Here is a 26,749-nt window from a genome sequence, read left to right as displayed (position 1 = left end):
TCGAGCACTTTACTCAGAAGTTAAAGATGCTTGCGAGTGCAGTCCCAGCGCCCAAAGAATAAACGCGTCTTGGCGGGCGGTATCGCGCCACGCTTTGAATCGACCGGATGCGCCGCCGTGGCCACTGCTCATATCGGTACGCATCAAAACCGGCGCTGAACCTTGCTGCAGTTGTGCCACCTGGGCATAAAACTTGGCGGGCTCCCAGTAGCTGACCCGGGTGTCGAACCAACTGCCTTCAATCCATAGGGCAGGGTATGCCTGCTCTTTAATGTTATCGATAGGCGAGTAAGCGGCTATTCGCTCGGCGACCTCTGGTTCTTCAGGGTTGCCCCACTCGCTGTACTCCGCAGTGGTCAGAGGCAGCTCCGGGTTCTGCATCGTGCGCAGTACGTCTAAGAAGGGCACATCTAGCAGCGCAGCACAAAATTTTTCCGGCGCGCGATTAATGCAGGTGCCGACCAGAAGCCCACCGGCGCTGGCGCCATAGGCCGCTATGCGCTGTGAATCGCTGACACCTTGCTCCACAAGCGCATCCCGGGCGGCCAGGAAATCGTCAAAACTGTTCTCCTTGTGGGCCATCTTGCCGTTTAAATACCAGGGTTCGCCGCGCTCGCCGCCGCCGCGCACATGAGCAACGGCAAAGGCCGCACCACGCTCAAGCAGTTCCAGCCGGGCAATCGAGAACCAGGGGTCGAGCGCATCGCCGTAGGCGCCGTAGCCATACAGCAGCGTGGGTAAGGGTTGATCCGCCAGATCGGCGCGCATCACCACCGATACGGGCACTTGTTCGCCATCGCGGCTGGTTGCCCAAAGGCGGCGGCTGACTAGCTGTTCCGGCTGTAAATTGCCGTAAACAGGTACCCGTTTCAGCAGTGTCCGTTCGCCGCTGGTTAGATCGAGTGAAAACCAACTGGGCGGCTGGGTAAACGACTCTTCACGCAGGCGCACTACCTGGGTATCGAAGTGCGGCGCATCTTCCAGCATCTGCGAACAGGGTTGTTCAGGCAGTGCCAATGTCTCATCCAGGGTGGAGCTGTGCTGGGCATCGAAAAGCAAACGCCGTAAACGCACTTGCGCCTGGGCATGGTCGCGCTCAGCCAGCATCAGCCCCCAAGAAAACGCATCAACGCCTTCCAGGGTGGCTTCTTCACGGTGGGCGATTAGCGTTTGCCAATTCAATTGGGACTGACCAAGCTGACTTTCGGACAGGAAATCGAGCTGAAAGTGAGCATCTGCCTGATTATGCAGGCGATAAAAGCTGCCTGGGCGGTGATCAATGCTGTACTCAACCCCTGGTTGGCGCTGCTGGAGACACTGCGGTGCTGAATCAGGCGAGTGTGCAGGCAACAGGTGAATTTCACTGGTGTCTTTTGACCCGCTTTCGAGCAGCAGCCATGACCGTGAGCGCGTTTTGCCGATGCCGAGCCAAAACTCCGGATCTTCTTCCCGCAGCACCAGTACTGGCTCTTTTGAGGCGCCAGGCTCCGTCAGCGAAAGTGAAAAGCGCCAAACGCTGTCGGGGCGTTGAGTGTCGTCAAAGCGAGTGAACAGCAGCGTCGCCGTGGTGGCAGTTTGATCTTCTGCCCAGCACAGCCCCGCGCCAATATCGCTTAACAGTTGCACGGGCGACCCGCTAGGCAGTGCTTTCAGCCACAGGGTAAAACGCTCGTCGCCTTGAGTATCTTCTGTCCAGGCCAACCACTGCTCATCAGGAGAGAGCGCCATATCGCCCATGTCGTAAAAGTCGTGCTCGGCGGCACGGGCTCTAACGTCAAAAAAGCATTCGTGCTGTTCAGGCTGTTGGTTGGGGTGGCGCCACCAGCAGGGGTAGTCATCCTCGGCACCGGTTTCGTTCCAGAACGTGAAGTGGTCAAGCGCTGTCTTAAGACTGGTCACGGCTAATTCGCGGCGCGCTAGGTGACTCTGGTATAACGCTTCTTCCAGCGGGGCAAGTGGGGCAAACCAATCGGCTTGTTGCTGGTTGGCGGCCTCTAAAAAGGCGCTGACCTGTGGGTCATCGCGCTCTTCTAACCAGTGCCATTGCGGGTCATTAGCGCGATAATAGCGTGCAGCGGGTAAGCCTGAAGGTATGCCTTGCTGTGCTTTCATAAATTGATAGGTACCATAACGGGAAATCAACGTCGGGTGAGCTCACCCATATGAGGGGTATTATGCTGTTTGCAAATTCAACGCCACTACTGTGGTTGAGTTATTACGGGCTGTCGCTGTTAGTGGTTGTCGCGGTCTATTTTGCGCTCACTTTTCTGCCTCGCTTGCCACGTCTTGTGCTGACCTGGATGGTGGCAGGGGCGATATGGGCACCCGCCACTTTCCGGCTGCCGTTAATAGAAGAGGGTGAATTCTATACCGGTTGGGCACCTTCGGCGATGGTGGCAGCGGTTGGCTTTTTAGAAAACAACGGCGCGGCACTTCGTGGCGGGCTGATGTGGCTAGTGTTGGGGATGGCATTAGGCGCACTGATTGGCGTTGCCCTGTGGTGGTGGCGCCGCCCTGGGGACGATGAGTATGTTGTCCAGGAAGAAGAGAGTGCCGATGAAAGCGAGTCTCCACGCCGTCGCGAACCGGTGATTGGTTGATGGCAGCTTTGAACAACGTTTTGGTGTCTAAGCATGTGTAAAGCGTATGTGTGAACTGCTGGGTATGAGCGCCAATGTGCCCACCGATATCTGTTTTAGCTTTTCGGGTTTTTTGCACCGCGGTGGGGGCACCGGCCCCCACCGCGATGGTTGGGGAATTGCCTTCTACGAAGAGGGTGGTTACCGCGATTTTCGCGACCCCCACCCCTCCGTCGATTCCCCCATCGCCCGGCTAATTTGCGACTACCCGATCAAGTCCAATGTAGTGATCAGTCACATTCGCCAAGCCAACGTGGGGGGCGTAAAGCTTGCCAATACCCACCCTTTCACGCGAGAAATGTGGGGGCGACCCTGGTGCTATGCCCACAATGGCCAATTAAGTGGCTGGGAAAGCCTAGCATTAGGAAACTACACCCCGGTTGGCAGCACCGATAGCGAGCACGCCTACTGCTGGTTAATGGGTGAGCTTCGCCGCGAGTTTCCTTCCCCGCCAGCGGATCCCACAACGTTGTGGGAGCGCTTGCACCAGCTGTGTGAGCAGCTAAGGGCGCTGGGCGTGTTCAATATGCTGCTCTCCGATGGCTGCTACTTGTATACGTTTTGCACCACAAAGCTTGTGCATATTACCCGCTGCGCGCCCTTCGGCGAGGCGGAGCTCTCCGACGCCGAGATGACGGTGAATTTTGCCGAACATACTACGCCTGACGACATCGTTTCAGTCATTGCCACCGAGCCGCTCACGCACAATGAAGCCTGGCAGCGCATGGTCCCAGGCGAGCTATTGGTCTGGCGCGATGGAGAAATTCAGGCCCGTTACTGTCCATAAAAGAACGATCTACTAAATTGTAATGAGGGAAGCAGCAAATAAAGCGAACCCGACTATGGGCTAAAGTTGAAACGTCAGTTTCAATCGATCGTTTTACAGCCTGTTGTAGGTCGTATATCGTTGGGCTTCTTAACCTATTTTCAGATAGAGCCTAGCGACAACAACAAGGTCGGTGACTTACACCGACGCCAATAGCGGAGATTGCCCATGAGCGAACACGCCAACGCCGCCGTTTTACGTGGCCCAGCGCTTGAAGGGTTGGATCAATATGATTCAGTCACGGATGTTTTTCATAACGCAGTAGCACGTTTTAAGGATAAGCCAGCTTTTTCCTGTATGGGGAAAACGCTCACTTTCGCCGACCTTGACCGCCTTTCCGCAGACTTTGCGGCATGGCTACAGCATGAAACCGACCTTGTTCCCGGCGACCGCATCGCGATCCAGTTGCCCAACGTACTGCAGTTCCCGGTAGCGGTATTCGGCGCACTGCGTGCAGGCTTGGTAGTGGTCAACACCAACCCGTTGTATACCGAGCGGGAAATGGCCCATCAGTTCAAGGACTCCAACGCTAAAGCCATTGTGATTTTGGCCAATATGGCCGACAAGCTGGAAAAAGTACTCGATAAAACAGATATCAAACACGTTTTAGTCACCCAGCTAGCCGACTTGCATGATGTACCCAAGCGCTGGTTAATCAATGCAGTGGTCAAGCACGTTAAAAAAATGGTGCCTGCCTATTCACTGCCCAGTGCGACGGGGTTTCGCGATGCATTGAAAAAAGGTGCCTCACTTAGCCATACCGAGGTCAAGAGAATCCCCGACGATTTAGCCGCACTTCAATACACTGGGGGCACCACGGGTATGCCCAAAGGTGCGATGCTGACTCATCGCAACCTGATCGCCAATATGCTGCAAGCGCGGGAAGCGATTGGGCCTCACCTGACCGATGGCGAAGAGCTGGTTATCGCACCGCTACCGGTTTATCACATCTACACCTTTACGGTTAACTGCCTGTTTTTAATGGAAACCGGCAACCACTCTCTGCTGATCACCAATCCTCGCGACCTGGATGGTTTTGTCAAAGAGCTCAAGGGGCTGCCCTTTACCGCTTTTATCGGCCTCAATACGCTGTTTAATGCGCTGTGTAATCGCGACGACTTCAAGCAGCTCGATTTTTCCAAATTGAAGCTGACGATCTCCGGGGGTATGGCGCTGACCAAAGCAGCGGCGCAGCGTTGGGAAACGACCACCGGCTGCCCAATCGCCGAGGGGTATGGACTGACCGAGACCTCTCCCATTGTTAGCTTCAACCCCACCGATGGGATTCAACTGGGCACTATCGGTAAGCCTGTGGCAGGTACCGCGGTAAAAGTCGTCGACGCCGACGGTAACGATGTGGCACTGGGCGAACCGGGAGAACTGTGTGTCCAAGGCCCGCAGGTGATGAAAGGCTACTGGCAGCGCGAAGACGAAACTCGTGACTCCATTGATGAGGATGGCTGGTTCCACACTGGCGACATCGCTGTGCTACAAGATGACGGCTACATCCGCATCGTTGATCGCAAAAAAGACATGATCCTGGTTTCTGGCTTTAATGTTTACCCCAACGAAGTTGAAGATGTGGTGGCAGCCCACCCAGATGTACTTGAATCGGCGGCGGTCGGTGTGCCAGATGAAAATGCCGGCGAAGCCATCAAGCTGTTTGTGGTCAGTAAAAATGATCAGCTAGATGAAAAAACGCTACGCGACTGGTGCAAAAAAGAGCTCACGGGCTATAAGGTGCCCAAGATCATCGAGTTTCGTGATGAGCTGCCCAAAACCAACGTAGGCAAAGTGCTCCGCCGCCAGCTGCGCGACGAAGAGCCCTCAAAAACGTAACCGTTAAATGACGACTCGGCGCTGTGGTTAGGCGTCGCCGAGCTGAAAGCGTTACACTATACGACCCGCTCAATTGAGCGGGTTGATTTTTTATATCTGTTATTAATATCTCTTGTTAATGCCAAGCGAATGGAAGCCGACTCAATCGTGACCACCGACACATCCCCAGCCCCCACCGATAGCCAACGTCTTGCGTCGCTGAAACAGGCCGCGGGCGATGTGATGCTACGCGATGCAGAGCGGCTGGAGCGGCGGCTGGCCGGTTTAAACCGTCGCCTACGCGATAACAAGCCGATTAGCCTTGGCTTGGACGAAGTGCAGCGCGAGCTTAGCCGCGCCCAGCAGCAGCTTGGCCAGCGCGAAACCCAAAAGGTCGCCCTCAACTACCCGCCAGAATTGCCAGTGGTCGAACGGCGGGAAGATATTCTCAACGCCATCCGCGATCATCAGGTCGTGGTGGTGGCGGGGGAGACCGGCTCAGGCAAAACCACCCAGCTGCCAAAAATGTGTTTGGAGCTAGGGCGAGGCCGCCGTGGTTTAATTGGTCACACCCAGCCGCGGCGCCTGGCCGCCCGTAGCGTTGCCAATCGCCTGGCGGAAGAGTTGGCCGTCTCCCTGGGCGAGCAGGTGGGCTACCAGGTGCGTTTCACCGACCAAAGCAGCCCGACGACCTTAGTTAAGCTAATGACCGACGGGATCTTGCTGGCCGAAACCCAGCATGATCCGCTGCTACTGCGTTACGACACCATCATTATTGATGAAGCCCACGAGCGTAGCCTGAATATCGACTTCCTGCTCGGCTACCTCAAGCGTTTGCTCCCCAAACGGCCCGATCTAAAAGTCATTATTACCTCGGCGACTATCGACGTAGAACGCTTTGCCAAACACTTCGGCACTGCCAAGTCGCCTGCACCGGTGGTGGAAGTCACCGGGCGCACTTACCCCGTTGAGGTGCACTACCGGCCGCTGGTACGCGACGAGGACGATGAAGAAGACCGTACGCTGCAAGAGGGCATTCTCCACGCGGTGGAAGAGATTGAAGCCGTTGAGCGCGCAAAAGGCTGGTTGCACGGCCCACGGGACGTGCTGGTGTTCTTACCTGGTGAGCGCGAAATTCGTGAAACCGCCGATACCCTGCGCCGCGCCGAGCTGAAAGGCACCGAAATCCTGCCGCTCTACGCACGGCTTTCTAACGAAGAGCAGAACCGCGTGTTTGCGCCGCACCGCGGTCGGCGGATTGTACTCGCCACCAACGTCGCGGAAACCTCGTTAACAGTGCCTGGGATTCGCTATGTGATCGACCCCGGCCTGGTGCGTATCAGCCGCTATAGCTACCGTTCCAAGATTCAGCGCCTGCCGGTGGAAGCGGTTAGCCAGGCCAGCGCCAATCAGCGCAAAGGGCGCTGTGGGCGTATTGCCGAAGGCGTGTGCATTCGCCTCTACAGCGAAGAGGATTTTCTCTCCCGACCCGGTTTTACCGACCCTGAAATCCAGCGCACCAACCTTGCTTCGGTCATTCTCTCGATGCTGGGTCTCAAGCTCGGCGATATCGAGGCCTTTCCGTTTGTGGACCCGCCGGATAGCCGCTTTGTTAAAGACGGCTTCCGACTGCTGTTCGAGCTGGGCGCAGTGGATGAAAAGCAGCACCTTTCTCCGCTCGGGCGTAAGCTGGCGCGGTTGCCAATTGACCCACGCCTGGCGCGTATGGTGCTGGCGGGTGCCGAATTTGGCAGCCTACGCGATGTACTGATCGTGGTCTCTGCGCTGGCCATCCAAGACCCCCGCGATCGACCGGCGGACAAACGCCAAGCCGCCGACCAAGCCCACCAGCGCTGGCACGACCCGGATTCTGACTTCGTCGCCTTGCTGAATCTCTGGCACGGCATTGAGAATGCCCATGAGGCGCTTTCAGGTAATCAGCTGCGCCGCTGGTGCCGCGAGCACTACATCAACTACCTGCGTATGCGCGAGTGGCACGACACCTTCCGCCAGCTGCGCCAACTACTGCGCGATATGGATATCGACGTGCCCGCGCCGCCGCCCCGCAATGAAGACGAGAGCGAAGAGCAGGCGCGCCAAGCGCGGCGTAAAACTTCGGGCAAGGTGCATCAGGCGCTACTCTCGGGGCTGCTCTCCAACCTGGGAACGCTGGGGGAGAACCGCGAGTATCTCGGTGCCCGCAATCGCAAGTTTATGATTCACCCTGGCTCAGGGTTGGCCAAGAAGTCGCCCAAGTGGATCATGGCGTTCGAGATGGTGGAGACCTCCAAGCTGTTTGCCCGCACCGTGGCCAAAATCGATCCCCAGTGGATTGAACCCCAGGCGCAGCACCTGGTTAAACGCAGCTACAGCGAGCCGCACTGGGAAATGAAGCGCGCCCAGGTAGTGGCCTTTGAGCAGGTTACGCTGTTTGGTCTGCCGATTGTGGCGCGGCGCAAAGTACATTACGGACCAATCGCGCCTCAAGAGTCCCGGGAGTTGTTTATTCGACGCGCGCTGGTGGAAGGGGAGTTTCAAACCAAAGGGGCCTTCTTTACCCATAACCGCGCGCTGATCGCCGAAGTCGAAGCGCTGGAAGATCGCGCTCGACGGCGAGATATTCTGGTCGATGAAGACACGCTGTTTGATTTTTACGACCAGCGGATTCCGGCCGAGATCGTCAACGGCAAGGGCTTTGAGCACTGGCGCAAACAGGCCGAGCAGCAAGACCCGCAATTACTGCATTTCGATATTGATTCGCTCAAAGCGCGGGATGCTGATGACGTTACCCAGGCGCAGTACCCTGATCATTTGATTCTGGCGGGCGTTGCGTATCCGGTAAGCTACCACTTTGACCCTGAAGCCGAGGATGACGGTGTTACCCTGACCGTTCCCGCCGCCATGCTGCCCCAGGTGCCGGTGCACGCACTGGAGTGGCTGGTGCCTGGGCTATTGCGTGAAAAGTGTATTGCGCTGCTCAAATCGCTGCCGAAAAGCATCCGTCGCCAGGTGGTGCCGATTCCCGATTGGGTGGATGCAGCGCTGGAAACCCTGGTGCCCGATCAGCGCCCGTTAACCGAGGCGTTAGGGGAGTTTATTCGCCGCCGGACATCGACGCGGGTGCATCCTGACGATTGGCGCCTAGACTTGCTCGAACCGCACCTGATCATGAATATTCGCGTGGTCGATCACGCGGGCGAAACCTTAGGCCAGGGGCGCGATCTGCGCGCCCTGGAACAGCGCTTTGAAACGGCAGCCAGCGCAGGCGCTCAGGCCCTGGCCGAACAGGTTAGCCATGAGCCCGCCGTTGCCGGGCTACCCAAGACGCCCCTGCCAGCTTCACGGGTCACTACCCAGGCAGGTATTCGCGTAGAGGCGTATCCTGCCCTGGTCGCTGAAACCAGGGTAGGCGAGTTCAAGGTGGCGCTGTTTGATCATCCTGCAAAGGCTGACGCCGCCCACCAAGAGGGCATTGCCCGGCTGGGCATTGCTAAGCTTCCCGAACAGGTTAAAGCGATTAAGCAACTGCCGGGTGTTGAGAAGTGCGCGCTGCTGTTCGCCAAAGTGGGCAGTAAGCAAGCCTTGATCGACGATCTGCTGCTAGCGGTGTTTACCCAAGTAGTGGCTCAGCACCCCCTGCCGCGCTCAGAAGGGGAGTTTAGCCAGCGCCTCGACGCTACTAAGAACCAACTCGTGGACGAAGTGAAAGCGCTTTTGATACGCGTAGAGGCCGCTCTAAAAGGCCATCTGGCGGTCAGTAAGGTGCTCAAAGGGAAGCTTAATTTTGCGCTGGCGCTGGTGTACAGCGATGTTAGTGCACAGATGCAGCGCCTGGTATATCCAGGCTTTATCCGCGATGCGGGCGCTTGGCTGGACGAATACCCGCGCTACACAGAGGCTGCGCTCATTCGCCTTGAAAAAGCGGTCCGGGAACGCGGCCGCGATCAAATGATGATGCAAGACGTCCAAGCATTAGAGGCCCGTTTTGATGCGCGCCGCGAAAGCGAGCGGCGCGGAAGGGTGGAAGACCCGGAACTGGTCGCTTTTGGCTGGTGGTTGCAAGAGCTTAGAGTGTCGCTATTTGCGCAGCAGTTGGGGACTAGCATGGTGGTGTCGGTAAAACGACTGGAAAAACGCTGGCAAGAGATCACTAGTGTTTAGCTAGGGGTTGAAAAAGTTGCTGGAAAAACCGCTATTTTACGCACACAGTAACGTGATGGGTTCGCCGTAAGTCACGCGCTAGCCATTGATGGCCGGTCACGTCGGCAAGCCGCTTAGAGGAGATTGGCATGACACATGTGGTGATAACCGGTACAGGACTCTATACACCGGAACACGCCATTGATAATGCGGCCCTGGTGGCAGCATTTAATGCTTGGGTAGACAGCGACAATGAACAGCACGCCGCAGCCATTGCGCGCGGCGAGCGCGAACCGTTGGCTCACTCGAGTAGCGAATTTATCGAAAAAGCCTCCGGTATTAAGAGCCGCTACGTGCTCGATGCATCTGGCATCCTTGACCCACAGCGCATGCGGCCTAAACTGCCGCAGCGGGGCAATGACGAGCCCTCTATTCAGTGCGAGATGGCAACCGCTGCCGCACAGCAGGCGCTGGCGACTGCCAAGGTCGATGCTGCTGACATCGAATTGGTAATCGTGGCCTGCTCAAACCTGGAGCGCGCCTACCCCGCCGTGGCGGTCGAAGTACAGCGTGCCCTGGGAACAAGCGGCTACGGGTTTGATATGAATGTGGCCTGTAGCTCTGCGACATTTGCCCTGGAAACGGCTGCCAACGCTATAGCCTCCGGCAGTGTGAAGCGCGCCCTGGTGGTCAATCCGGAAATTTGCTCGGCGCATCTCAACTTCCGAGACCGTGACAGCCACTTCATTTTCGGCGATGCTTGTACCGCTGTGGTACTAGAAAATAGCGCCGTTGCGGTTGCTGATGAGCAGTTTGAAATTCTCGGTACTCGCTTGGTCACCCAGTTTTCCAACGCGATTCGTAATAATGCAGGATTTCTTAACCGTGTAACGGACAGTGATCCACTGGCCTTGGATAAGCTGTTTGTGCAGGAAGGGCGTCGGGTGTTCAGAGAAGTTTGCCCGATGGTGGCTAAATTGATCACTGACCATTTGGCCTCCTTAGAGTTGACCGGTGGCGATCTGAAGCGCATGTGGCTACACCAGGCTAACCGGCATATGAACGATTTGATTGCCCGCAAAGTATTGGGCTATGACCCGAGTGAAACACAGGCGCCGATTATTTTGGATCGTTACGCCAACACCAGTTCAGCGGGTTCTATCATTGCTTTTCACCTCCATCGTGAGCAGCTTATGGAGGGCGATATTGGTGTGATTTGCTCCTTTGGGGCAGGTTATAGCGCGGGCAGCGTGGTTATCCGGCGTTTGTGAGTGTGTTGCGGAATTGAAAAAAGGAAAAAGTCATGTGGCAGTGGTTAAATAACGAGAAACCAGCGCTTTCGCTGCGTAGCAAAGGGTTGCCACTACTGCTGGTGACGTTACTCGCAACCGGCGGCTGTGCCAGCACGCAAATGGCGGAAAATGCTGCTCCAGAAGACCCCTGGGAGGGCTTTAACCGCAAGGTGTTTGCGTTTAACGATGTGTTGGATCGCTACGCACTCAAGCCGGTGGCACAAGGCTATCGCGCTATTACCCCAGACCCGGTGGAAACGGGGGTGGGTAATTTTTTCTCCAACTTAGGTGAAGTGCGTACTGCGCTCAATAGCGTGCTGCAGGGCAAACCGGCCAACGCGGGCCTCGCCACATCCCGTTTTTTGATTAACTCCACGGTAGGTGTTGGCGGGCTGTTAGATCCTGCCACCCGGATGGAAATTACCGCCGATCAAGAAGATTTTGGCCAAACGTTAGCGGTATGGGGGTGGGAAGATTCGCGTTATCTGGTGTTACCTTTCTTTGGCCCCAGCACGCTGCGGGACACCACCGGTATGCCCGCTGATATGGCAACGTACCCCGTTACCTATGTAGAAGACGATACCGTTCGAGTAAGCCTTACCGCACTCAATTTGATTGATATTCGAGCGGGTCTGCTTGACCAGGAAGAATTAATTCGCGGTGATCGCTACCGTTTTATTCGTGACGCTTACTTACAGAGCCGCCAGTTTGAGGTGAGTGATGGAGAATTGGGTGATGACCCCTTTGCCAGCGACACCTTCGAGTTTGATGACAGCGATTTTGAAGACGGCGATTTTGAAGACAATGGCTTCGACAACAGTGACCAGAATGACAGCGACTTTGGTGGCGAAGAAGTCACCGATTGAGGCATATGATGGATCATTCTAAGCAGTTGATCGCGGTAATCGACGAACCTGGTCGTGAACGCGATGCACTGGCTGAAGCTATTACCTGCGACGGTATGTGGGTATTTGCCGCTGAGGATATCGAGCATTTACCCGCTAACACGGCGTTCATTGTTGCTCATGCCCGAGCGGTTCCCAGGCAACAGTGGTCGCAGTTGACGCGCCGCTTACCCACGCTGGTGGTCAGCGACTCGCGCCAGGACGCCGACTTGATCAAGGCCATTGATGTAGGGCTAGTGGATTATATCGTTCATCCACTGCGTCACGCTGAGTTGTTGCGGCGAATGATTCGTAAGGCCATTGAGCTTAACGAGTTGGCGTTGGAGCGCGAGCGTGACCATGCACGGCTGGCGGAGTTAAATGAGAGCCTGGAGACACACCTGGCGCTGTTGCGAATGGATCAGCAGAGCGGGGGGCATATCCAGCGGCGTTTATTACCGCTACGCCCCAAAGTGATTAACGGCGTCTTTTACGACTACGTATTTGCTCCTTCGCTCTATTTGTCCGGTGATTTCCTCGATTATCAACGCTATAACGAGCGTTACAGTGCCTTCTATTTCGCTGATGTATCGGGGCATGGCGCTTCGTCAGCGTTTGTCACGGTGCTGCTCAAATATTTATGTAACCGCTGGCTGAGTGAGTGGGATGGTCAGCAGCCGGAAAACTTGCCACCTGATTGGCTAAAGGCGATGAATCGTGAGCTGCAGGGCACCGATATTGGTAAACATGCCACCTTATTCGTCGGTGTTATTGACCATGAGACACATACTCTTCACTATTCGCTCGGTGCACAGCTTCCCATGCCCTTGTTGGCGGCTGAGGGTGAGCTGCGCCGTTTAGAAGGCGAGGGGATGCCGGTAGGCCTTTTCCCCGATGTGGAGTATCCTTCGCTGAGTTGTGCATTGCCGAATAAATTTCGTCTATGGCTCTGCTCAGATGGAGTATTGGAATGCTTGCCGGGTACAACGCTCGACACGCGGCTCAAGGAGCTTGAGCAATTAGTAAGCGAGAGTGTCACGCTTGAGCAGTTGCGCGACCGGCTAGCAGAAACAAACGCACTCCTTGCAGAAGGAGACGCGGAGTTTGATGCTAACCAAGAGCGCGATGCTTTACCCGATGATATTACAATCATGATGGTGAGCGGATTTGGTCATGCTGATTGAAGAAGGCCGCATTAAAGCGGCGTTCGATTCTGGTGTTTTTGTTCTAAAACTGTGTGGCGATGTGCGCTTGACGCTTTGCGCCACGCTGGATACTCAAGCTCAACGTCTCGCCGAGACGCCGGGGTTGCGTGCCGTATTGATTGACCTGCGAGAAGCCACTAACGTGGACTCAACGGCGCTTGGCTTTCTGGCCAAGGTCGCGATGGCGGTGAAAGGGCGCCTGGAGCAACCGCCGACGATTATTGTCGATAATCCTGACGTGCGGCAGATGCTGGACGTGATGGGCTTTGCGCGCTTTTTCACGCTGATGGAAGCGCCGCTGCAGCAGGCGACCACGCTTAACAATGAGCTTGAAGAGCTTCCCCAAGAGCCTGCCGATGAAGAAGGACTGCGCGATCGGATCCTGGAAGCCCACCGCATTTTGATGCACATGAACGAGCATAACCGTGAGCAGTTTCAGCCACTGGTTGACATGCTTGAGTCACAAGACGCCACCACGCGCCGCTAAGCTCCCTCATCTTTATAAGCCCCTGGATATCTCCCAGGGCTATCGCAGTTTTTGTTTTTTACGCGCTTGCTATCTGCCAAAGACCTGCATCGATAGTGCTCAGCCCCGACAAACGTCTTCAAATCGGCTATGATTAGCGGCCTATCTATTTCAGTGCGTACACTATCGCCTTAAGGAGACCCATGGAGCTTAATCCTCGCCGGGTAGCACTGTTGGTTGCCGCCAATACGGCGCTGGCGCCCTTTGCTATCGACGCCTACTTGCCTGCCATGGGAATCATCGCTGAGAGTATTGGCGCCAGTATTCACCGTACGGAACTCTCTATTAGCGTATTTTTGTTCGGCTTTGCGCTGGGCCAGCTCTGCTTTGGGCCGCTTTCGGATCGCATGGGCAGAAAGCCTGTGCTATTGGGCGGGCTGGTGGTGTTTATGCTGGCAAGTCTTGCCATTACCACGGTGGACAGTTTGCCTACATTGCTGGCCTGGCGGTTTATCCAAGCGCTGGGGGGCGGGGCCTGCGTGGTCAACTCGGCGGCAATTGTGCGCGACTGCTTTAGCGGGCGCGAGGCCGCCAAAGTAATGTCCACCATGGCGATGATAATGATGCTGGCGCCGCTGGTGGCACCAGCGGTGGGCAGCCTGTTGCTGCATATTGCCGGTTGGTGGCTGATTTTTGTGTTCTTAGCGGTTTACGCAGGCTTTTTGCTCTGGCTGCTAGGAACGCGACTACCTGAAACCCGCGATATGTCGCTGCCTGCCGCGTCACCACGGCAGGTAATCCGCAACTACGCCAGCGTGCTTAAGCATCGTGAAGGTATGGGCTATATCTGTGCGGTAGCGGCTTCATTTGCAGGTCTGTTTGCCTTCGTGACTGCATCACCGTTTCTCTATCTCGACTATTTTGGCCTTTCTCCAGGCACCTATCCGCTGGTGTTTGGGGTCAACGTCGTGGTAATTGCGCTCTCTAATCGGGTCAATATCCACCTGCTCCGCAAGCGTACTCCCCAGCAGAATTTACGTTTAGGTTTACTTATACAGTTGGTGGCAGCGTTAGGATTAGTAGCGGTGACCGCGCTGGATATAGCGACGCTAGCGATTGTGGTGCCGCTGATTATGCTGTTTACCGGCATGATTGGGCTGATTACGCCCAACGCGATCTCTGCGCTTCTGGATCACTTTGGACATATCAGCGCCACGGCAACAGCGCTACTGGGTGGTATTCAGTTTACCTGCGGCGCCCTCGCGGGAGTGATGGTAGGACTATTCGAGGTTGAGCACTTATGGCCGATGGTGCTCACCATGCTGGGCGCTGCGCTGCTGGGCAATATAGGCGTGCGCAAACTGACTAAGGTATCTGCTGCGGATGGATAGGGCGTATGGATAGATTGAATGGATAGTATGCTGGCCTGGGTCAATATGCCGATGAGCACTTGGTTAGCTTGCTCTGCCGTGCTTCTGCTGGGGGCTTTTGTGCAGCGTGCCACCGGCTTCGGGTTGGCCGTTATCGGCGCGCCGCTGCTGTTAATGCTGGAGCCTCGTCTGGTGCCGGTCATTTTGGTGCTGTTTGGTTTTACCGTCTCACTGATGATGGTTCGTCACTACTGGCATGAGGTGCGTCTGGATTCCATTGGTATGGCGTTGGTGGGACGCCTTCCCGGCAATGCGCTGGGTATTTGGCTGCTACTCGCCGCGCCCATGTTTGTGTTAGAAAAGCTGATAGCGGTCATCGTCCTGTTTGCAGTGTTTGTCACCTTGTGCCGCTTTCAGCTGCCGGTAAACCGAATAACGCTGTTTGGCGCGGGGGTGCTCTCTGGTATTTTCGGCACCGTTGCAGCTATTGGTGGCCCGCCCATCGTACTTTTAATGCATGGCCTACCGGCGGATCGCGTGCGCGGTAACTTGGCCGCCTTTTTCATTTTAACCTCCATGTTGACCTTGATTACCCTCGCCTTGGCTGACCAAATTCAGATCTGGCATTTCCAGGTCGCGCTTACCTTCCTACCCGTAGTATTAATCGGTAATGCCTTGGCAGATGCCGTTGCCCACCGCTTGGATAGACGCCTACTGCAAGGGGTTTCGTTGGCGTTATGCACCTTCGCCGCGCTAGGACTTTTGTGGTGATGTAAGGCTTGAATGCTCCTCCATAGTGAAAACTTTTTCACGTTTTGCGCGCTGTCATGAAGTTGTCATGGAACCAGTGCAAGGTGTGTCTTGCGAAGGTTAGATCCCTACATGAACAGGAGTTTTTCGCATGAACCGTATTCTCAAAACCACCGTTATCGCGGCTGCTGTAATGAGCGTTGCCGGTGTTGCACAAGCCCGTGATCAAATCCGCATTGTGGGCTCCAGTACCGTTTACCCGTTTGCCAGCTACGTAACTGAAGAGTTCGGTGCCACTACCGGCAACCCGACACCCGTTATCGAATCAACCGGTTCGGGCGGTGGTTTGCGTCTGTTCTGTAACGGTGTTGGTGAAGGCACGCCCGATATCACCAACGCGTCACGCCGCATGAAAGTCGCTGAGTTTGAGCGTTGTGAAGAGAACGGCGTTACCGATATCACCGAAGCTAAAATCGGTTCTGACGGTATCGTATTGGGTCAGTCAAACACAAATGACGTTGTTGATCTGACGCTTGAGCAGATTTTCATGGCAGTCGCCGCTCAGGTGCCGGTTGATGGCGAGCTAGTCAACAACCCCTACACTAACTGGAGCGAGATCGACTCATCGCTGCCAGACCGTGAAATCTCTATCTATGGTCCGCCGACGACTTCTGGTACCCGTGACGCTTTTGAAGAGCTTGTCATGGAAGCGGCTTCCGAAGAGATGGACGAGTATGAAGAAGCCTACACTGAAATTCGCTCTGACGGTGTTTACATCGACGCTGGCGAAAACGATAACCTGATCGTTCAGCGCTTGAGTGAAGATACCGGTGCAATGGGTATCTTTGGTTTCTCTTTCCTTGAAGAGAATACCGATACGCTGAACGGTGCCACCATTGGCGGCGTTGAGCCAACGCCAGAGGCTATTAGCTCAGGTGACTACCCGGTAGCGCGCTCACTGTGGTTCTATGTGAAGAACCAGCACGCTGAAGAAGTGCCGCCGATGTATGAGTACGCCGACATGTTTATGAGCGAGATGATGATTGGTGAAGATGGTTACCTGCGTGATATCGGCTTGATCGTTCTGCCGGAAGACGAACGTGAAGAGTGGCGTCAAGCGGTAGCAGATCGCACTACAATGTCAGCAGACGTTCTTAAGTAAGTCGTTAAGTTAGAAATGAAAATGGTCGGCAGCGAAAGCTGCCGGCCTTTCGTTTTATGACAGCGATAAATTGGCGTTTGTCACATTGTTGTAATGTTTGTGCCCCAAAGTAGTCGCCAATACGATTTCATTAAGTAATGCGAGAGAAATTCGATGCAGACTAACCAGCTTCTTCTGATTTTTTGCGGTGCGTTACTACTGCTGGGGCTGCTGGCGTTTTTTGCTGGCCGTTCAAAAGCCACCCGTTTACGTAGCGCGGGTACGGCGATGTTTGCTCAGCCAGATCAATACGCCTGGTTTACCGTGCTCTCAACTGCCGGTCCAGCCGTGCTGGTAAGTACGCTGGGGGCTTTTGTGCTGCTTCTAATGGGCGCCGATATACCCACACTCTATCTGCTGTCCGCGAGTTTAGTGATTGCAGCCATAGGGCTGATGGTAAGTCTTAACCAAGTTAAACCTGATTTTCACGCCCGTCAGGCCATTGAGCGGGTCATCCGCATGGTTTTAGCCGGTGCAGCGTTAATCTCGATTTTTACTACGTTCGGCATTTTGTTCTCGATCATTTCCGAGGCGCTGCGCTTTTTCCAAATGCACAGCTTCTGGGAATTTATTACCGGCACCACGTGGAACCCAGGCGCGAGCTTTTTAGCGTCAGCGGGTCGTGGCGATGGTAGTGGGGCAGAGTTTGGCTCGGTACCGCTGTTTGCCGGTACCTTTATGATAACCGCTATCGCCATGCTGGTAGCTGTTCCTATCGGTCTGCTCTCAGCGATTTATATGTCCGAGTATGCGCCGCGTAATGTGCGCACCGTTGCCAAGCCAGTGCTCGAAGTTCTAGCGGGTATTCCTACTGTGGTTTACGGCTTTTTTGCCGCCATCACTGTGGCGCCTATTATCGTCAACATCGCCGGATTTTTTGGGCTCGACGCTTCTTATAATAACGCCGTCGCCCCAGGTGTCGTGATGGGTATTATGATTATCCCGTTTATCTCATCGTTGTCTGACGATGTGATCAACTCGGTGCCCGATAGTATGCGCCAAGGGTCGCTGGCATTAGGCATGACCAAAGGTGAAACCATTCGAGACGTGGTCATTCCTGCTGCACTTCCTGGGATTATTTCAGCGGCACTCCTAGGTATGTCGCGCGCGCTGGGTGAAACCATGATCGTGGTAATGGCCGCAGGTATGCGTCCCAATCTCACCGCTAATCCGCTGGAAGATATGACCACGGTGACTGTGCGTATTGTAGCCGCGCTTACCGGGGACCAAGAGTTTGAAAGCGCAGAAACATTGTCAGCCTTTGCTCTTGGGCTAGTGCTGTTTGCGGTAACGCTCGCGCTGAACCTGGTGTCTGTTTTGATGATCCGTCGTTTCCGCGAAAAATACCGCGTGAATAACCTGTAACGCTGAGGAACTGTTTCGATGAGCCATACTTTTGACGAAATAAGCCAGCAGCTTAAAAAGCGTCACCGAAAGTCTGCCCGCCTTAAATGGATCTCGATGGGGTCTTTAGGCCTTGCCGGTCTGTTTTTGGTGCTCTTCTTTGCCGATATGCTGACTAAAGGTCTGCCAGCTTTCCAGCAGGCGTATATCCAGACCGAAATTAGCTACACCGAAGAAGCCGAAACTGACGGACGGCAGGCGTTTGACGAAGAGCTGTTGCCGTTAATTAGCCGTACAGTGGTGCGTACAATCCCGTTAGAGTTGCGCAACAACCCTGACATGATCGGCACCAGTGAAGCGCAGTGGGTATTAGCGAATAGTGATGTCGATCAATACTTGAAGGGCCACCGCAATCGCTTGAGTGAAGAGGAGCAGGAAGCCCTTGATGCACGAGTTGAAGCGGGCCAAGTGGATCTGCGCTTTAATAGCACTTTCTTTGGATCTGGGGATTCAAAAATCGCCGAGAATGCCGGTATCTTGTCGGCAGTAGTGGGTACCGTTATGACCATGATCGTAACGCTACTGATATCGTTCCCAATCGGGGTAATGACCGCGGTTTATTTGGAAGAGTTTGCGCCGGATAACCGCTTTACCCAAGCGATTGAAATTAATATCAATAACCTAGCTGCGATTCCTTCGATCCTGTTTGGTTTGCTGGGCTTGGCGATTTTTATCAACTTCTTTGGGGTGCCACGTTCGTCGCCACTGGCTGGTGGTATGACGCTGGCGCTAATGACGTTGCCGGTGATTATTATCTCAACGCGAACTGCGCTGCGTAGCGTACCGGACTCCATTCGTCATGCCGCTTTTGGGGTGGGTTGTTCGCGTTGGCAAGTCGTACGCGACCACGTTTTGCCGTTGGCAATGCCGGGTATTATGACGGGCTCCATCATCGGTCTTGCTCAAGCGATGGGTGAAACGGCGCCGCTGATAATCGTGGGCATGGTGGCTTTTATCCCCGATGTGGGCGCATCATTTACTAACGCGGCCACCGTTATGCCTGCACAAATATTTACTTGGTCAGGCGAGCCTGAGCAAGCGTTTGTAGAGAAAACAGCCGGCGGTATTTTGGTGCTACTCACCATACTCATCTCACTTAACGCCTTCGCCGTTGTGTTACGTAAGAAATTTGAGCGTCGCTGGTAGGCCAGCGCGATAGAGGACATGACTATGAATAGCCGAGCACCTGTAATGAACGACCAGCATGCACCTGCGGTTGGGCAGCCCTACACGCGTAACGATCAGGCCTGCCATGATTTGAGTATCCGGGTTCGTGATTTGAATCTGTGGTATGGCAAAAACCAAGCGTTGAATAACCTTAATATTGACCTGTTCCAGAAAAATGTGACGGCGTTAATTGGCCCTTCCGGTTGTGGTAAATCGACTTTCTTACGCTGCTTGAATCGTATGAATGACTTGATTCCCAGTGTACGTACCGAAGGGCTGGTCGAGATGGACGGGCTAGACGTTAATGCGCCGAAAATGGATGAAGTGGCGCTGCGTCGTCGGGTGGGCATGGTATTCCAAAAGCCGAACCCCTTTCCTAAGTCGATCTATGAAAATGTCGCCTACGCACCACGTATGCACGATTTGGTCAGTCGTAAAGCAGAGCAGGATGAGCTGGTTGAAAAGGCATTGCGTAGCGCCGGTCTGTGGAACGAAGTGAAAGACAAGCTGCAGGAACCAGGTACCTCTCTCTCTGGTGGTCAGCAGCAGCGGCTGTGTATTGCCCGTGCTATTGCGGTACAGCCCGATGTAATCCTGATGGATGAGCCAACCTCAGCGCTTGACCCCATTTCGACCGCCACCATCGAAGATTTGATGGACAAACTGAAAGAGCAGTTCACCATCATCACCGTGACGCACAATATGCAGCAGGCAGCACGTGTGGCGGACTACACCGCGTTCTTCCACCTGGGGGAAATTATTGAGTACAACGACACCAAAGTGATGTTCTCGACCCCGGCGCAGAAGAAGACCGAAGACTATATCTCTGGTCGTTATGGTTAATTAACGCTTACCAAGCAGGCCCATCGTCAATCGGTGGGCTTGTTCATTTATGAACCTTTTTTTCAGCATTTATATATGCTTTAACGTATATAGTCGTTATGCTTTTTTAAACAGGTAGTTTGCAAACATATAGCTTTGAAAAACCGCAAGCTTAGGAGGCTCCCGTGGCATTACGTATCGGTATCAACGGTTTTGGACGTATTGGGCGCTTGGCACTGCGCAGTTTGTGGGCAAAGGTGGCAGCGGGTGACGTTGAACTGATGCGTATCAATGACCCCGGTGGCGATGCGGCTACTTTTGCCCACCTGCTGGAGTTTGATTCGGTACACGGGCACTGGGCACCAGGGAAGGGCATCTCGGCAACGGATGACGCTATTGTTATCGACGGTAACTCTTTCGCCTTTAGCGCCAATAAGGCAATTGCCGATAGTGACTGGTCGAACTGCGATATTGTGATTGAGTGCTCGGGCGTCATGAAAACCACTGATCAGCTCCAGGCATATCTTGATCAAGGCGTTGGTCGTATCGTGGTGAGCGCGCCAATGAAAGAGTCGAGCGTACTTAATGTAGTGGTGGGGGTGAACGACCATCTTTACGATCCTGCTCAACATAAGATTGTCACCGCTGCCAGTTGCACCACTAACTGCCTGGCACCGGTAGTCAAAATCATTCAGGAAACCTTCGGTATTCGCCATGGCTCGATGACCACAGTACACGACATCACCAATACCCAAACCATTCTTGATGCCCCGCACAAAGACCTGCGCCGTGCCCGGGCTTGCGGTATGAGCTTGATTCCCACCACTACCGGTTCGGCCAAAGCCATCACCGCGATTTTCCCAGAGCTAGAAGGCAAGCTTAATGGCCATGCGATTCGTGTGCCGCTGGCTAATGCTTCGCTCACTGATATGGTGTTCGAGCTTGAGCGGGAAGTGAGTGTCGAGGAGGTTAATCAGGCGCTAAAAGCCGCTGCCGATGGCGAGCTTGCCGGTATCTTGGGCTATGAAGAGCGCCCGCTGGTGTCAATCGATTACCGCACTGACCCGCGCAGCTCGATTATTGATGCGCTCTCCACCATGGTGATTAACGGCACCCAGCTAAAGCTCTTCGCCTGGTACGACAACGAGTGGGGCTATGCCAACCGCACGGCCGAGTTGGCCTTGATGGTAGGTAGCGGGCAGATAGGCGGTGAGCAGGTGAGCCGTGGCTGATTCGCCGTTGTTGAAAATGTTTACACGGGTAAAGGCGCTACCTTTCGAGGTGCGCCAATACATACTGATTACCGGCAACTACTGGGCGTTCACGGTCACCGACGGCGCGCTGCGCATGCTGGTGGTTATGCACTTCCACCAGCTGGGCTACTCGCCGTTACAAATCGCCATGCTGTTTCTGTTTTACGAAGCCTTTGGCGTGGTGACTAACCTGATAGGCGGCTGGTTGGGTGCACGGCTGGGGCTCAATCGCACCATGAACGTGGGGCTTGGGCTGCAAATTATTGCCCTCGCCATGCTGATGGTTCCCGCTAGCCTGCTGACTGTCGCTTGGGTCATGGCCGCGCAAGCGATTTCGGGGATTGCCAAAGACCTCAATAAAATGAGTGCTAAAAGCGCCGTTAAGGTGCTGGTGCCCAAAGAGAGTGCCAACGCCAATAGCTCGCTCTACCGCTGGGTAGCCATGCTAACCGGCTCTAAAAACGCGCTAAAAGGGCTGGGCTTTTTTGTCGGCGGCGTGCTGCTAACATTGATTGGCTTCCAGGCGGCCGTATTGGTGATGGCAGTGATGCTGGGCGGCGTGTTGCTGCTTTCACTACTGCGGCTCAAGGCGGATTTGGGCCGCCAGAAAGTGAAGCCCAAATTCTCCGAAATCTTCTCAAAATCACGTGCGATTAACGTGCTCTCTGCGGCGCGTTTTTGCCTGTTTTCGGCGCGGGATGTGTGGTTTGTAGTGGCACTTCCGGTGTTCTTATACGATCAGCATGGCTGGACTCACTGGACCGTGGGTGGGCTGCTGGCGGTATGGGTTATTGGCTACGGCGGGGTGCAAACCCAGGCGCCAAAGTTAACCCGGCTGATCAAAGGCGATGCGCGGGCGCTTACCGCTGGCTGGGCCGCGGCGCTGGCAGTGCTGGCGATTCTGTTGGCGATGCTGCCCTTGGCGCAGGTTGGCTGGTTAGTCGTCGGGCTGCTCGCTTTTGGGGTGCTGTTTGCGATTAACTCCAGCTGGCACAGCTATTTGATCGTGCATTATGCCCGCGCCGACGGCGTCTCTATGGATGTTGGCTTTTATTACATGGCCAATGCCATGGGGCGTTTAGTGGGCACGCTACTGTCAGGCTGGCTGTATATGGCTTACGGGCTGAGCGCCTGTCTGTGGGTGTCGGCTGCCTTAGTGGCTTCTAGCGCTTTAATGGCGCTGGCGCTGCCTAAACAGGTCGCATGATCCTCTCTTCGCCCAGGCTGGGTTTAACGCTCACTTTAGGCAGTGCGCAAACTCTCGCCTGGGCATCCAGTTACTACTTGCCCGCTATCCTTGCAGTGCCCATGGCCCGCGAGCTGGGGATGTCGCCAAGCTGGGTGTTTGCGGCGTTCTCTGCCGCCTTGCTGTTAACCGCTACGCTAGGGCCCAGCGTTGGGCATTTGATTGACCACCAAGGCGGGCGAGGCGTTCTGATGGCCTCGAACGCTGTTTTGGCGATTGGCTTGGTCATTATGGCGCTGTCCCAGGGTGTGTTCAGCTTAATGCTCGCCTGGCTGATTACCGGCGTAGGCATGGCGATGGGGTTATACGACGCCGCCTTTGCCACTTTAGGGCGGTTACTAGGACGCAGCGCCCGCGCTTCCATCACCGGTGTCACACTATTAGCCGGGTTTGCCAGCACTATCGGTTGGCCGCTGACAGCTTTGTTGGAAAATGAATTTGGGTGGCGGGTCGCCTGTGGTGCCTGGGCCATTCTGCATATAGTGATAGGCCTGCCGCTTAATGCTCGTTTGCCTAAAGCCGGTGATAGCGTAAACCACTCAAATGAAGAAGCATCTGCCCCATCGCCTGAGCGGCCCCGTCTGGCGATGGTCCTTTTAGCCTATGTGTTTGCCGCGGGCTGGTTTGTCTCAACGGCGATGGCCGCTCATCTGCCCCGGCTTTTGCAGGAAACCGGCGTATCACTTTCAGTCGCCGTTGCCGCCGCCGCGCTGGTTGGACCCGCGCAAGTGGCGGCTCGGTTAGGTGAATTTGTGCTGCTGCGTCACTTGCATCCGCTTGTAGCCGCGCGCGTGGCCACAACGCTCCACCCCTTAGGTGCGGCACTTTTAGCAACCGTGGGTATGCCCGCCGCAGGGTTTGCATTGCTGCATGGTGCGGGCAATGGCATGATGACGATTGCGTCTGGCACGCTACCTCTCGCTTTATTTGGCCCGAAAGGGTTTGGGCAACGCCAGGGGTTAATTATTGCGCCGGCGAGGGTAGCGCAAGCCTTTGCCCCGCTGCTGTTTGGCTTATTGATAGAGCAAAATGGCGCTGGGGCGCTGTGGCTGACCACTGTTTTGATGCTGGCGGCATGTTTAGCGCTACTTTGTATTCGTGTGCCCCGGTTGCAGGAGTGAGCCATCCACATAAAGGTGGCGAAGCTTCCACCATCCCTCGACGTTGACACTTAGTCCTTGGCCTGCCAGCGTCGGGTCAATGAACAGCGTTATATTTTGATAGCGATGGCGTTGGTAACGCGAAGGGTCTGCAGGTGTGTTTGCCTCAGCAACAGCAACGTTGGCAAGGCCGCCACAGCAGCCATGCCTAGGGGAAAGACGGATGGTGACGACCCCGCCTTGTTGCTTGATGAAGTCTAATGCGATGCTGTTTATATCAATCACCTTATCCATCGCTCTTCCCATATCGTGGCGCGGTTATGCCATTAACGTGCTGGATAGCAAACGGTTTCACCGTCTTCTTTGGTGAAGTGGTGCACGGGCTGCTCCAAAAGGTCTAATACCTGTTCTGAAGGTCGGCAAGGCCGGGCGCCCTTATTTGTGACCACAATGGGACGGTTAATCAAAATAGGGTGAGCCATCATGGCGTCGATAAGCTGATCATCGCTCAATAATAGTGACAGGCATGGTGACCTCATGAGTGATTTAGCCACTTTCACTGCCGGGTGCGTTACGTTGAGAGGGCGCGGTTTTAAAGGCGGGCGATAGCTTCGTTGGGTCTATTTGGCTTTTGTAGTTAGAGGCTGCTTCTGCCCACCACATTAATTGGCCAAATGTTCGGCCGAAATAGCTTTCCCAACGTTCCTTTTCCTGCCCAAACTGCCCGTCCTCGTTTAGCGCCTCCTGTGCTTTAGGTATATGTATCATTGCCGACACCGGCAGGCAGCCAAGCTCGGAGAGAAAAGCCCGCATAGCAACGGCAGCACGCACGCCGCCCCACTGACCCATAGAATAGGTCACGATGGCGCTGGGCTTAAACGCAAACAGCGAAGCCCCAAAGTGATTAAGCAAATGGCTAAGCGCCGGGCTCATGGAGTGGTTGTATTCAGGGCTGACCATCACATAGCCATCGGCGTGAGCAATTTTGTCTGCAAGCTGCGCTAAATCATCGGGCGCATCAGCTTTAGGGTAAGCAAAATGTGGCTTAAACGGATCGCTTAACTTTAGTGCTAACGGATCAATAATCTCCGCCGTTGTATTGGGGAGTGAGGTGAGCAAGCGTTCGCAGGCTTTGGCCACCCGCTCGCCAAGCCGGGCGGGTGAGGGCGGCGTAGTGGTGCGGGTTGAACCCAGAAATACCAAATAGTGTGCCATAGCGCTTACTCCCGATTAATAAGCTTCAGCCGGAAAATGATGGCGGGTTTTATTGGCAATTCTCACCAACGCCAGCATCAGTGGCACTTCAACCAATACGCCAACGACCGTGGCTAGCGCAGCGCCCGACTGTAAGCCAAATAGCGCGATAGCCGCTGCCACCGCCAGTTCAAAGAAGTTGCTGGCGCCGATCATTGCCCCCGGTGCGGCAATGTTATGCGGTAACCGCCAGGCTTTAGCCCAGCCATAGGCAATAAAGAAGATCAGGAACGTCTGAATAATCAGCGGGATCGCGATCAATACGATATGCAGCGGATTATTGAGAATGACTTCGCCCTGGAAGGCGAACAACAGCACCAGGGTAATGATCAAGCCGATGGGGGTAATCGGCCCAACGCGCTTCATAAACACGTTGTCGTACCACTCGGCGCCGCGCTTTTTAATCAAGCTTTGCCGCGTGATATAACCCGCTGCCAGGGGAATCACAATATACAGCACCACTGACAGGGCGACGGTGTCCCAGGGCACCTGGATATTGGAGATACCCAGTAGGAAGACCACAATGGGGGCAAAGGCAAACAGCATGATCAGGTCGTTGAGCGCCACTTGCACCAGGGTGTAGGCGGCATCGCCGCGGGTCAGGTAGCTCCACACGAACACCATGGCGGTACACGGCGCGGCGCCCAGCAGAATCGCCCCCGCTAGATACTGACTGGCTAACTCGGCGGGAATAAACGGCCGAAAGATTACCATCAGAAATAGCCAGGAGATGGCGAACATAGTGAAGGGTTTAATCAACCAGTTCACTGATGTAGTGATGATCAAACCTTTGGGCTGACGACGCACGCCCAGAATCGAAGTGAAATCAATTTGCGCCATCATGGGAAATATCATTGCCCAGATGAGTACCGCTACCGGAATCGACACCTGCGCCACTTCAAAACGTGAAAGCGTTTCCGGTACCGCTGGGATAAATTGCCCTACCAAGATGCCCACCACAATGGCGAGTGCTACCCATAGCGTGAGGTAGCGCTCAAACACGCCCATGCCTTCGGCGGTAGAGGGTGATGCATTATCTTGCAGTGCTGACATATGAAACTCCTGATTAGATAGCGCGCTGGTTAACGCGCTTGGAGACTTCTTCGGCGCTCTCTTTGCGCTCCGAATAACGGTCCGTCAGCAAGTCACTGCGATCACGCACCAGTAGAGTGAATTTCACCAGCTCTTCCATGACATCCACGATCCGGTCATAAAACGGTGAAGGTTTCATCCGATCTTTATCATCAAACTCCATAAAGGCTTTGGGTACCGAGGACTGATTGGGAATCGTCAGCATACGCATCCAACGCCCCAAGATACGTAGCTGATTGACGGTATTGAAGGACTGCGAACCGCCGCACACCTGCATGACTGCCAATGTCTTGCCCTGAGTGGGGCGCACGCCACCCAGCGCAAGCGGTATCCAATCTATTTGTGCTTTCATAATGCCGGTCATGGCACCGTGGCGTTCCGGCGAGCACCACACCATCCCTTCGGCCCACTGGGCCAACTGGCGCAGCTCGTCGACTTTCGGGTGGCTGGCATCTTCAGCATCCGGTAACGGTAGCCCCCGGGGGTCAAAGATTCGTATTTCTGCGCCCATGGCACTGAGCAAGCGTGCGGCTTCCTCAACCGCTAAACGGCTGAATGAGCGCTCACGCAAGGAGCCGTATAGCAGCAATATTTTAGGCGCGTGTTGAGCACGTTGTGGGATGCCCAGCCGCTCGCTGCTGGGCGGCTCAAAGAGTTCAGCGTCTATATTGGGCAAATCATTAAGCTTGGAGCAATCAGATAGTGGGGCCATCGCGGTTTACTCGTTTCGAGTCATTTTAAGTCGATCTCTCCATCATATATGTTTTTTCGTATATTTCTAGCGCTGCTTTATGTTTGCAATATTGCCGTCATGAACCCG

22 protein-coding genes and 1 pseudogene are annotated in these 26,749 nt (G+C 54.9%); 17 read left to right on the top strand and 6 right to left on the bottom strand.

Annotated features, from left to right (window positions below; all coding sequences use genetic code 11):
- Positions 1–9: 9 nt before the first annotated feature.
- Complete coding sequence (locus QHL1GM_RS05990; RefSeq protein ID WP_071693658.1) at positions 10–2,112, bottom strand: S9 family peptidase; 2,103 nt, start codon at positions 2,110–2,112, stop codon at positions 10–12.
- A gap of 62 nt (positions 2,113–2,174) precedes the next feature.
- On the opposite strand from QHL1GM_RS05990, the gene QHL1GM_RS05985 reads away from it, so the two are divergent.
- From QHL1GM_RS05985 to QHL1GM_RS05905, 17 genes are all read left to right on the top strand, one after another.
- Complete coding sequence (locus QHL1GM_RS05985; protein WP_071693657.1) at positions 2,175–2,600, top strand: hypothetical protein; 426 nt, start codon at positions 2,175–2,177, stop codon at positions 2,598–2,600.
- Between the two features lie 46 nt (positions 2,601–2,646).
- The gene (locus tag QHL1GM_RS05980) at positions 2,647–3,426 is read left to right on the top strand and encodes a class II glutamine amidotransferase (RefSeq protein WP_071693656.1); all 780 of its coding nucleotides are present in this window, start codon (positions 2,647–2,649) and stop codon (positions 3,424–3,426) included.
- A 207-nt stretch (positions 3,427–3,633) separates the two neighbouring features.
- Positions 3,634–5,304 (top strand): AMP-binding protein, encoded by a 1,671-nt coding sequence (locus QHL1GM_RS05975; RefSeq protein WP_071693655.1) that lies wholly within the window; start codon positions 3,634–3,636, stop codon positions 5,302–5,304.
- A gap of 129 nt (positions 5,305–5,433) precedes the next feature.
- On the top strand, positions 5,434–9,444 hold the full coding sequence (gene hrpA, locus QHL1GM_RS05970; RefSeq protein WP_071693654.1) for an ATP-dependent RNA helicase HrpA: 4,011 nt from the start codon (positions 5,434–5,436) through the stop codon (positions 9,442–9,444).
- Between the two features lie 128 nt (positions 9,445–9,572).
- Positions 9,573–10,694, top strand: coding sequence for a beta-ketoacyl-ACP synthase III (locus QHL1GM_RS05965; protein ID WP_071693653.1), 1,122 nt, complete (start codon positions 9,573–9,575; stop codon positions 10,692–10,694).
- A gap of 32 nt (positions 10,695–10,726) precedes the next feature.
- Positions 10,727–11,581, top strand: coding sequence for a VacJ family lipoprotein (locus QHL1GM_RS05960; RefSeq protein ID WP_071693652.1), 855 nt, complete (start codon positions 10,727–10,729; stop codon positions 11,579–11,581).
- An 8-nt stretch (positions 11,582–11,589) separates the two neighbouring features.
- Complete coding sequence (locus tag QHL1GM_RS05955; protein ID WP_071693651.1) at positions 11,590–12,783, top strand: PP2C family protein-serine/threonine phosphatase; 1,194 nt, start codon at positions 11,590–11,592, stop codon at positions 12,781–12,783.
- The gene (locus tag QHL1GM_RS05950) at positions 12,773–13,291 is read left to right on the top strand and encodes an STAS domain-containing protein (RefSeq protein WP_071693650.1); all 519 of its coding nucleotides are present in this window, start codon (positions 12,773–12,775) and stop codon (positions 13,289–13,291) included. The genes QHL1GM_RS05955 and QHL1GM_RS05950 overlap by 11 nt, the downstream gene beginning before the upstream one ends.
- A gap of 182 nt (positions 13,292–13,473) precedes the next feature.
- Positions 13,474–14,661, top strand: coding sequence for a Bcr/CflA family multidrug efflux MFS transporter (locus tag QHL1GM_RS05945; protein ID WP_071693649.1), 1,188 nt, complete (start codon positions 13,474–13,476; stop codon positions 14,659–14,661).
- Between the two features lie 18 nt (positions 14,662–14,679).
- Positions 14,680–15,411: a sulfite exporter TauE/SafE family protein gene (locus tag QHL1GM_RS05940; protein WP_071693648.1), complete on the top strand. Its 732-nt coding sequence runs from the start codon at positions 14,680–14,682 to the stop codon at positions 15,409–15,411.
- Between the two features lie 130 nt (positions 15,412–15,541).
- Positions 15,542–16,552 carry a substrate-binding domain-containing protein gene (locus QHL1GM_RS05935; RefSeq protein WP_071693647.1) on the top strand — a complete coding sequence of 337 codons (1,011 nt, stop codon included), beginning with the start codon at positions 15,542–15,544 and terminating at the stop codon, positions 16,550–16,552.
- Between the two features lie 153 nt (positions 16,553–16,705).
- A complete protein-coding gene (gene pstC, locus QHL1GM_RS05930) occupies positions 16,706–17,956 on the top strand; it encodes a phosphate ABC transporter permease subunit PstC (RefSeq protein WP_071693646.1) in 1,251 nt (416 codons plus the stop codon).
- Between the two features lie 18 nt (positions 17,957–17,974).
- A complete protein-coding gene (gene pstA / locus QHL1GM_RS05925) occupies positions 17,975–19,141 on the top strand; it encodes a phosphate ABC transporter permease PstA (protein ID WP_071693645.1) in 1,167 nt (388 codons plus the stop codon).
- 24 nt (positions 19,142–19,165) lie between these two features.
- Positions 19,166–20,005: a phosphate ABC transporter ATP-binding protein PstB gene (gene pstB, locus QHL1GM_RS05920; RefSeq protein WP_071693644.1), complete on the top strand. Its 840-nt coding sequence runs from the start codon at positions 19,166–19,168 to the stop codon at positions 20,003–20,005.
- A gap of 164 nt (positions 20,006–20,169) precedes the next feature.
- Positions 20,170–21,216 carry an ArsJ-associated glyceraldehyde-3-phosphate dehydrogenase gene (locus QHL1GM_RS05915; RefSeq protein ID WP_071693643.1) on the top strand — a complete coding sequence of 349 codons (1,047 nt, stop codon included), beginning with the start codon at positions 20,170–20,172 and terminating at the stop codon, positions 21,214–21,216.
- Between the two features lie 16 nt (positions 21,217–21,232).
- Positions 21,233–22,444 (top strand): organoarsenical effux MFS transporter ArsJ, encoded by a 1,212-nt coding sequence (gene arsJ / locus QHL1GM_RS05910; RefSeq protein WP_071695928.1) that lies wholly within the window; start codon positions 21,233–21,235, stop codon positions 22,442–22,444.
- Positions 22,441–23,604, top strand: a complete 1,164-nt coding sequence (locus QHL1GM_RS05905) for an MFS transporter (protein WP_071693642.1) — start codon at positions 22,441–22,443, stop codon at positions 23,602–23,604. Before arsJ ends, QHL1GM_RS05905 begins: the two co-directional genes overlap by 4 nt.
- On the opposite strand, the gene QHL1GM_RS05900 is transcribed toward QHL1GM_RS05905, so the two are convergent.
- The 5 genes and pseudogenes from QHL1GM_RS05900 to arsH form a co-directional block, all read right to left on the bottom strand.
- Entirely contained in the window at positions 23,569–23,877 is a 309-nt protein-coding gene (locus QHL1GM_RS05900; RefSeq protein ID WP_071693641.1) for a CC/Se motif family (seleno)protein, read from the bottom strand. The two genes, QHL1GM_RS05905 and QHL1GM_RS05900, sit on opposite strands and share 36 nt — an antisense overlap.
- Positions 23,878–23,909: 32 nt before the next feature.
- A pseudogene (locus tag QHL1GM_RS05895) lies at positions 23,910–24,092 on the bottom strand (ArsC/Spx/MgsR family protein); the annotation flags it as partial.
- 37 nt (positions 24,093–24,129) lie between these two features.
- Positions 24,130–24,798: an NADPH-dependent FMN reductase gene (locus QHL1GM_RS05890; RefSeq protein WP_071693640.1), complete on the bottom strand. Its 669-nt coding sequence runs from the start codon at positions 24,796–24,798 to the stop codon at positions 24,130–24,132.
- Between the two features lie 15 nt (positions 24,799–24,813).
- Positions 24,814–25,890, bottom strand: a complete 1,077-nt coding sequence (arsB, locus tag QHL1GM_RS05885) for an ACR3 family arsenite efflux transporter (protein ID WP_071693639.1) — start codon at positions 25,888–25,890, stop codon at positions 24,814–24,816.
- Positions 25,891–25,903: 13 nt separating this feature from the next.
- Entirely contained in the window at positions 25,904–26,641 is a 738-nt protein-coding gene (arsH, locus tag QHL1GM_RS05880) for an arsenical resistance protein ArsH (RefSeq protein WP_071693638.1), read from the bottom strand.
- Positions 26,642–26,749: the final 108 nt, after the last annotated feature.

This window comes from Halomonas sp. QHL1 (assembly GCF_001882345.1).
Taxonomy (GTDB): Bacteria; Pseudomonadota; Gammaproteobacteria; order Pseudomonadales; family Halomonadaceae; genus Vreelandella.
The sequence above is the reverse complement of the archived record's forward strand: the minus strand, read 5'-3'. Positions and strand labels throughout refer to the sequence as shown.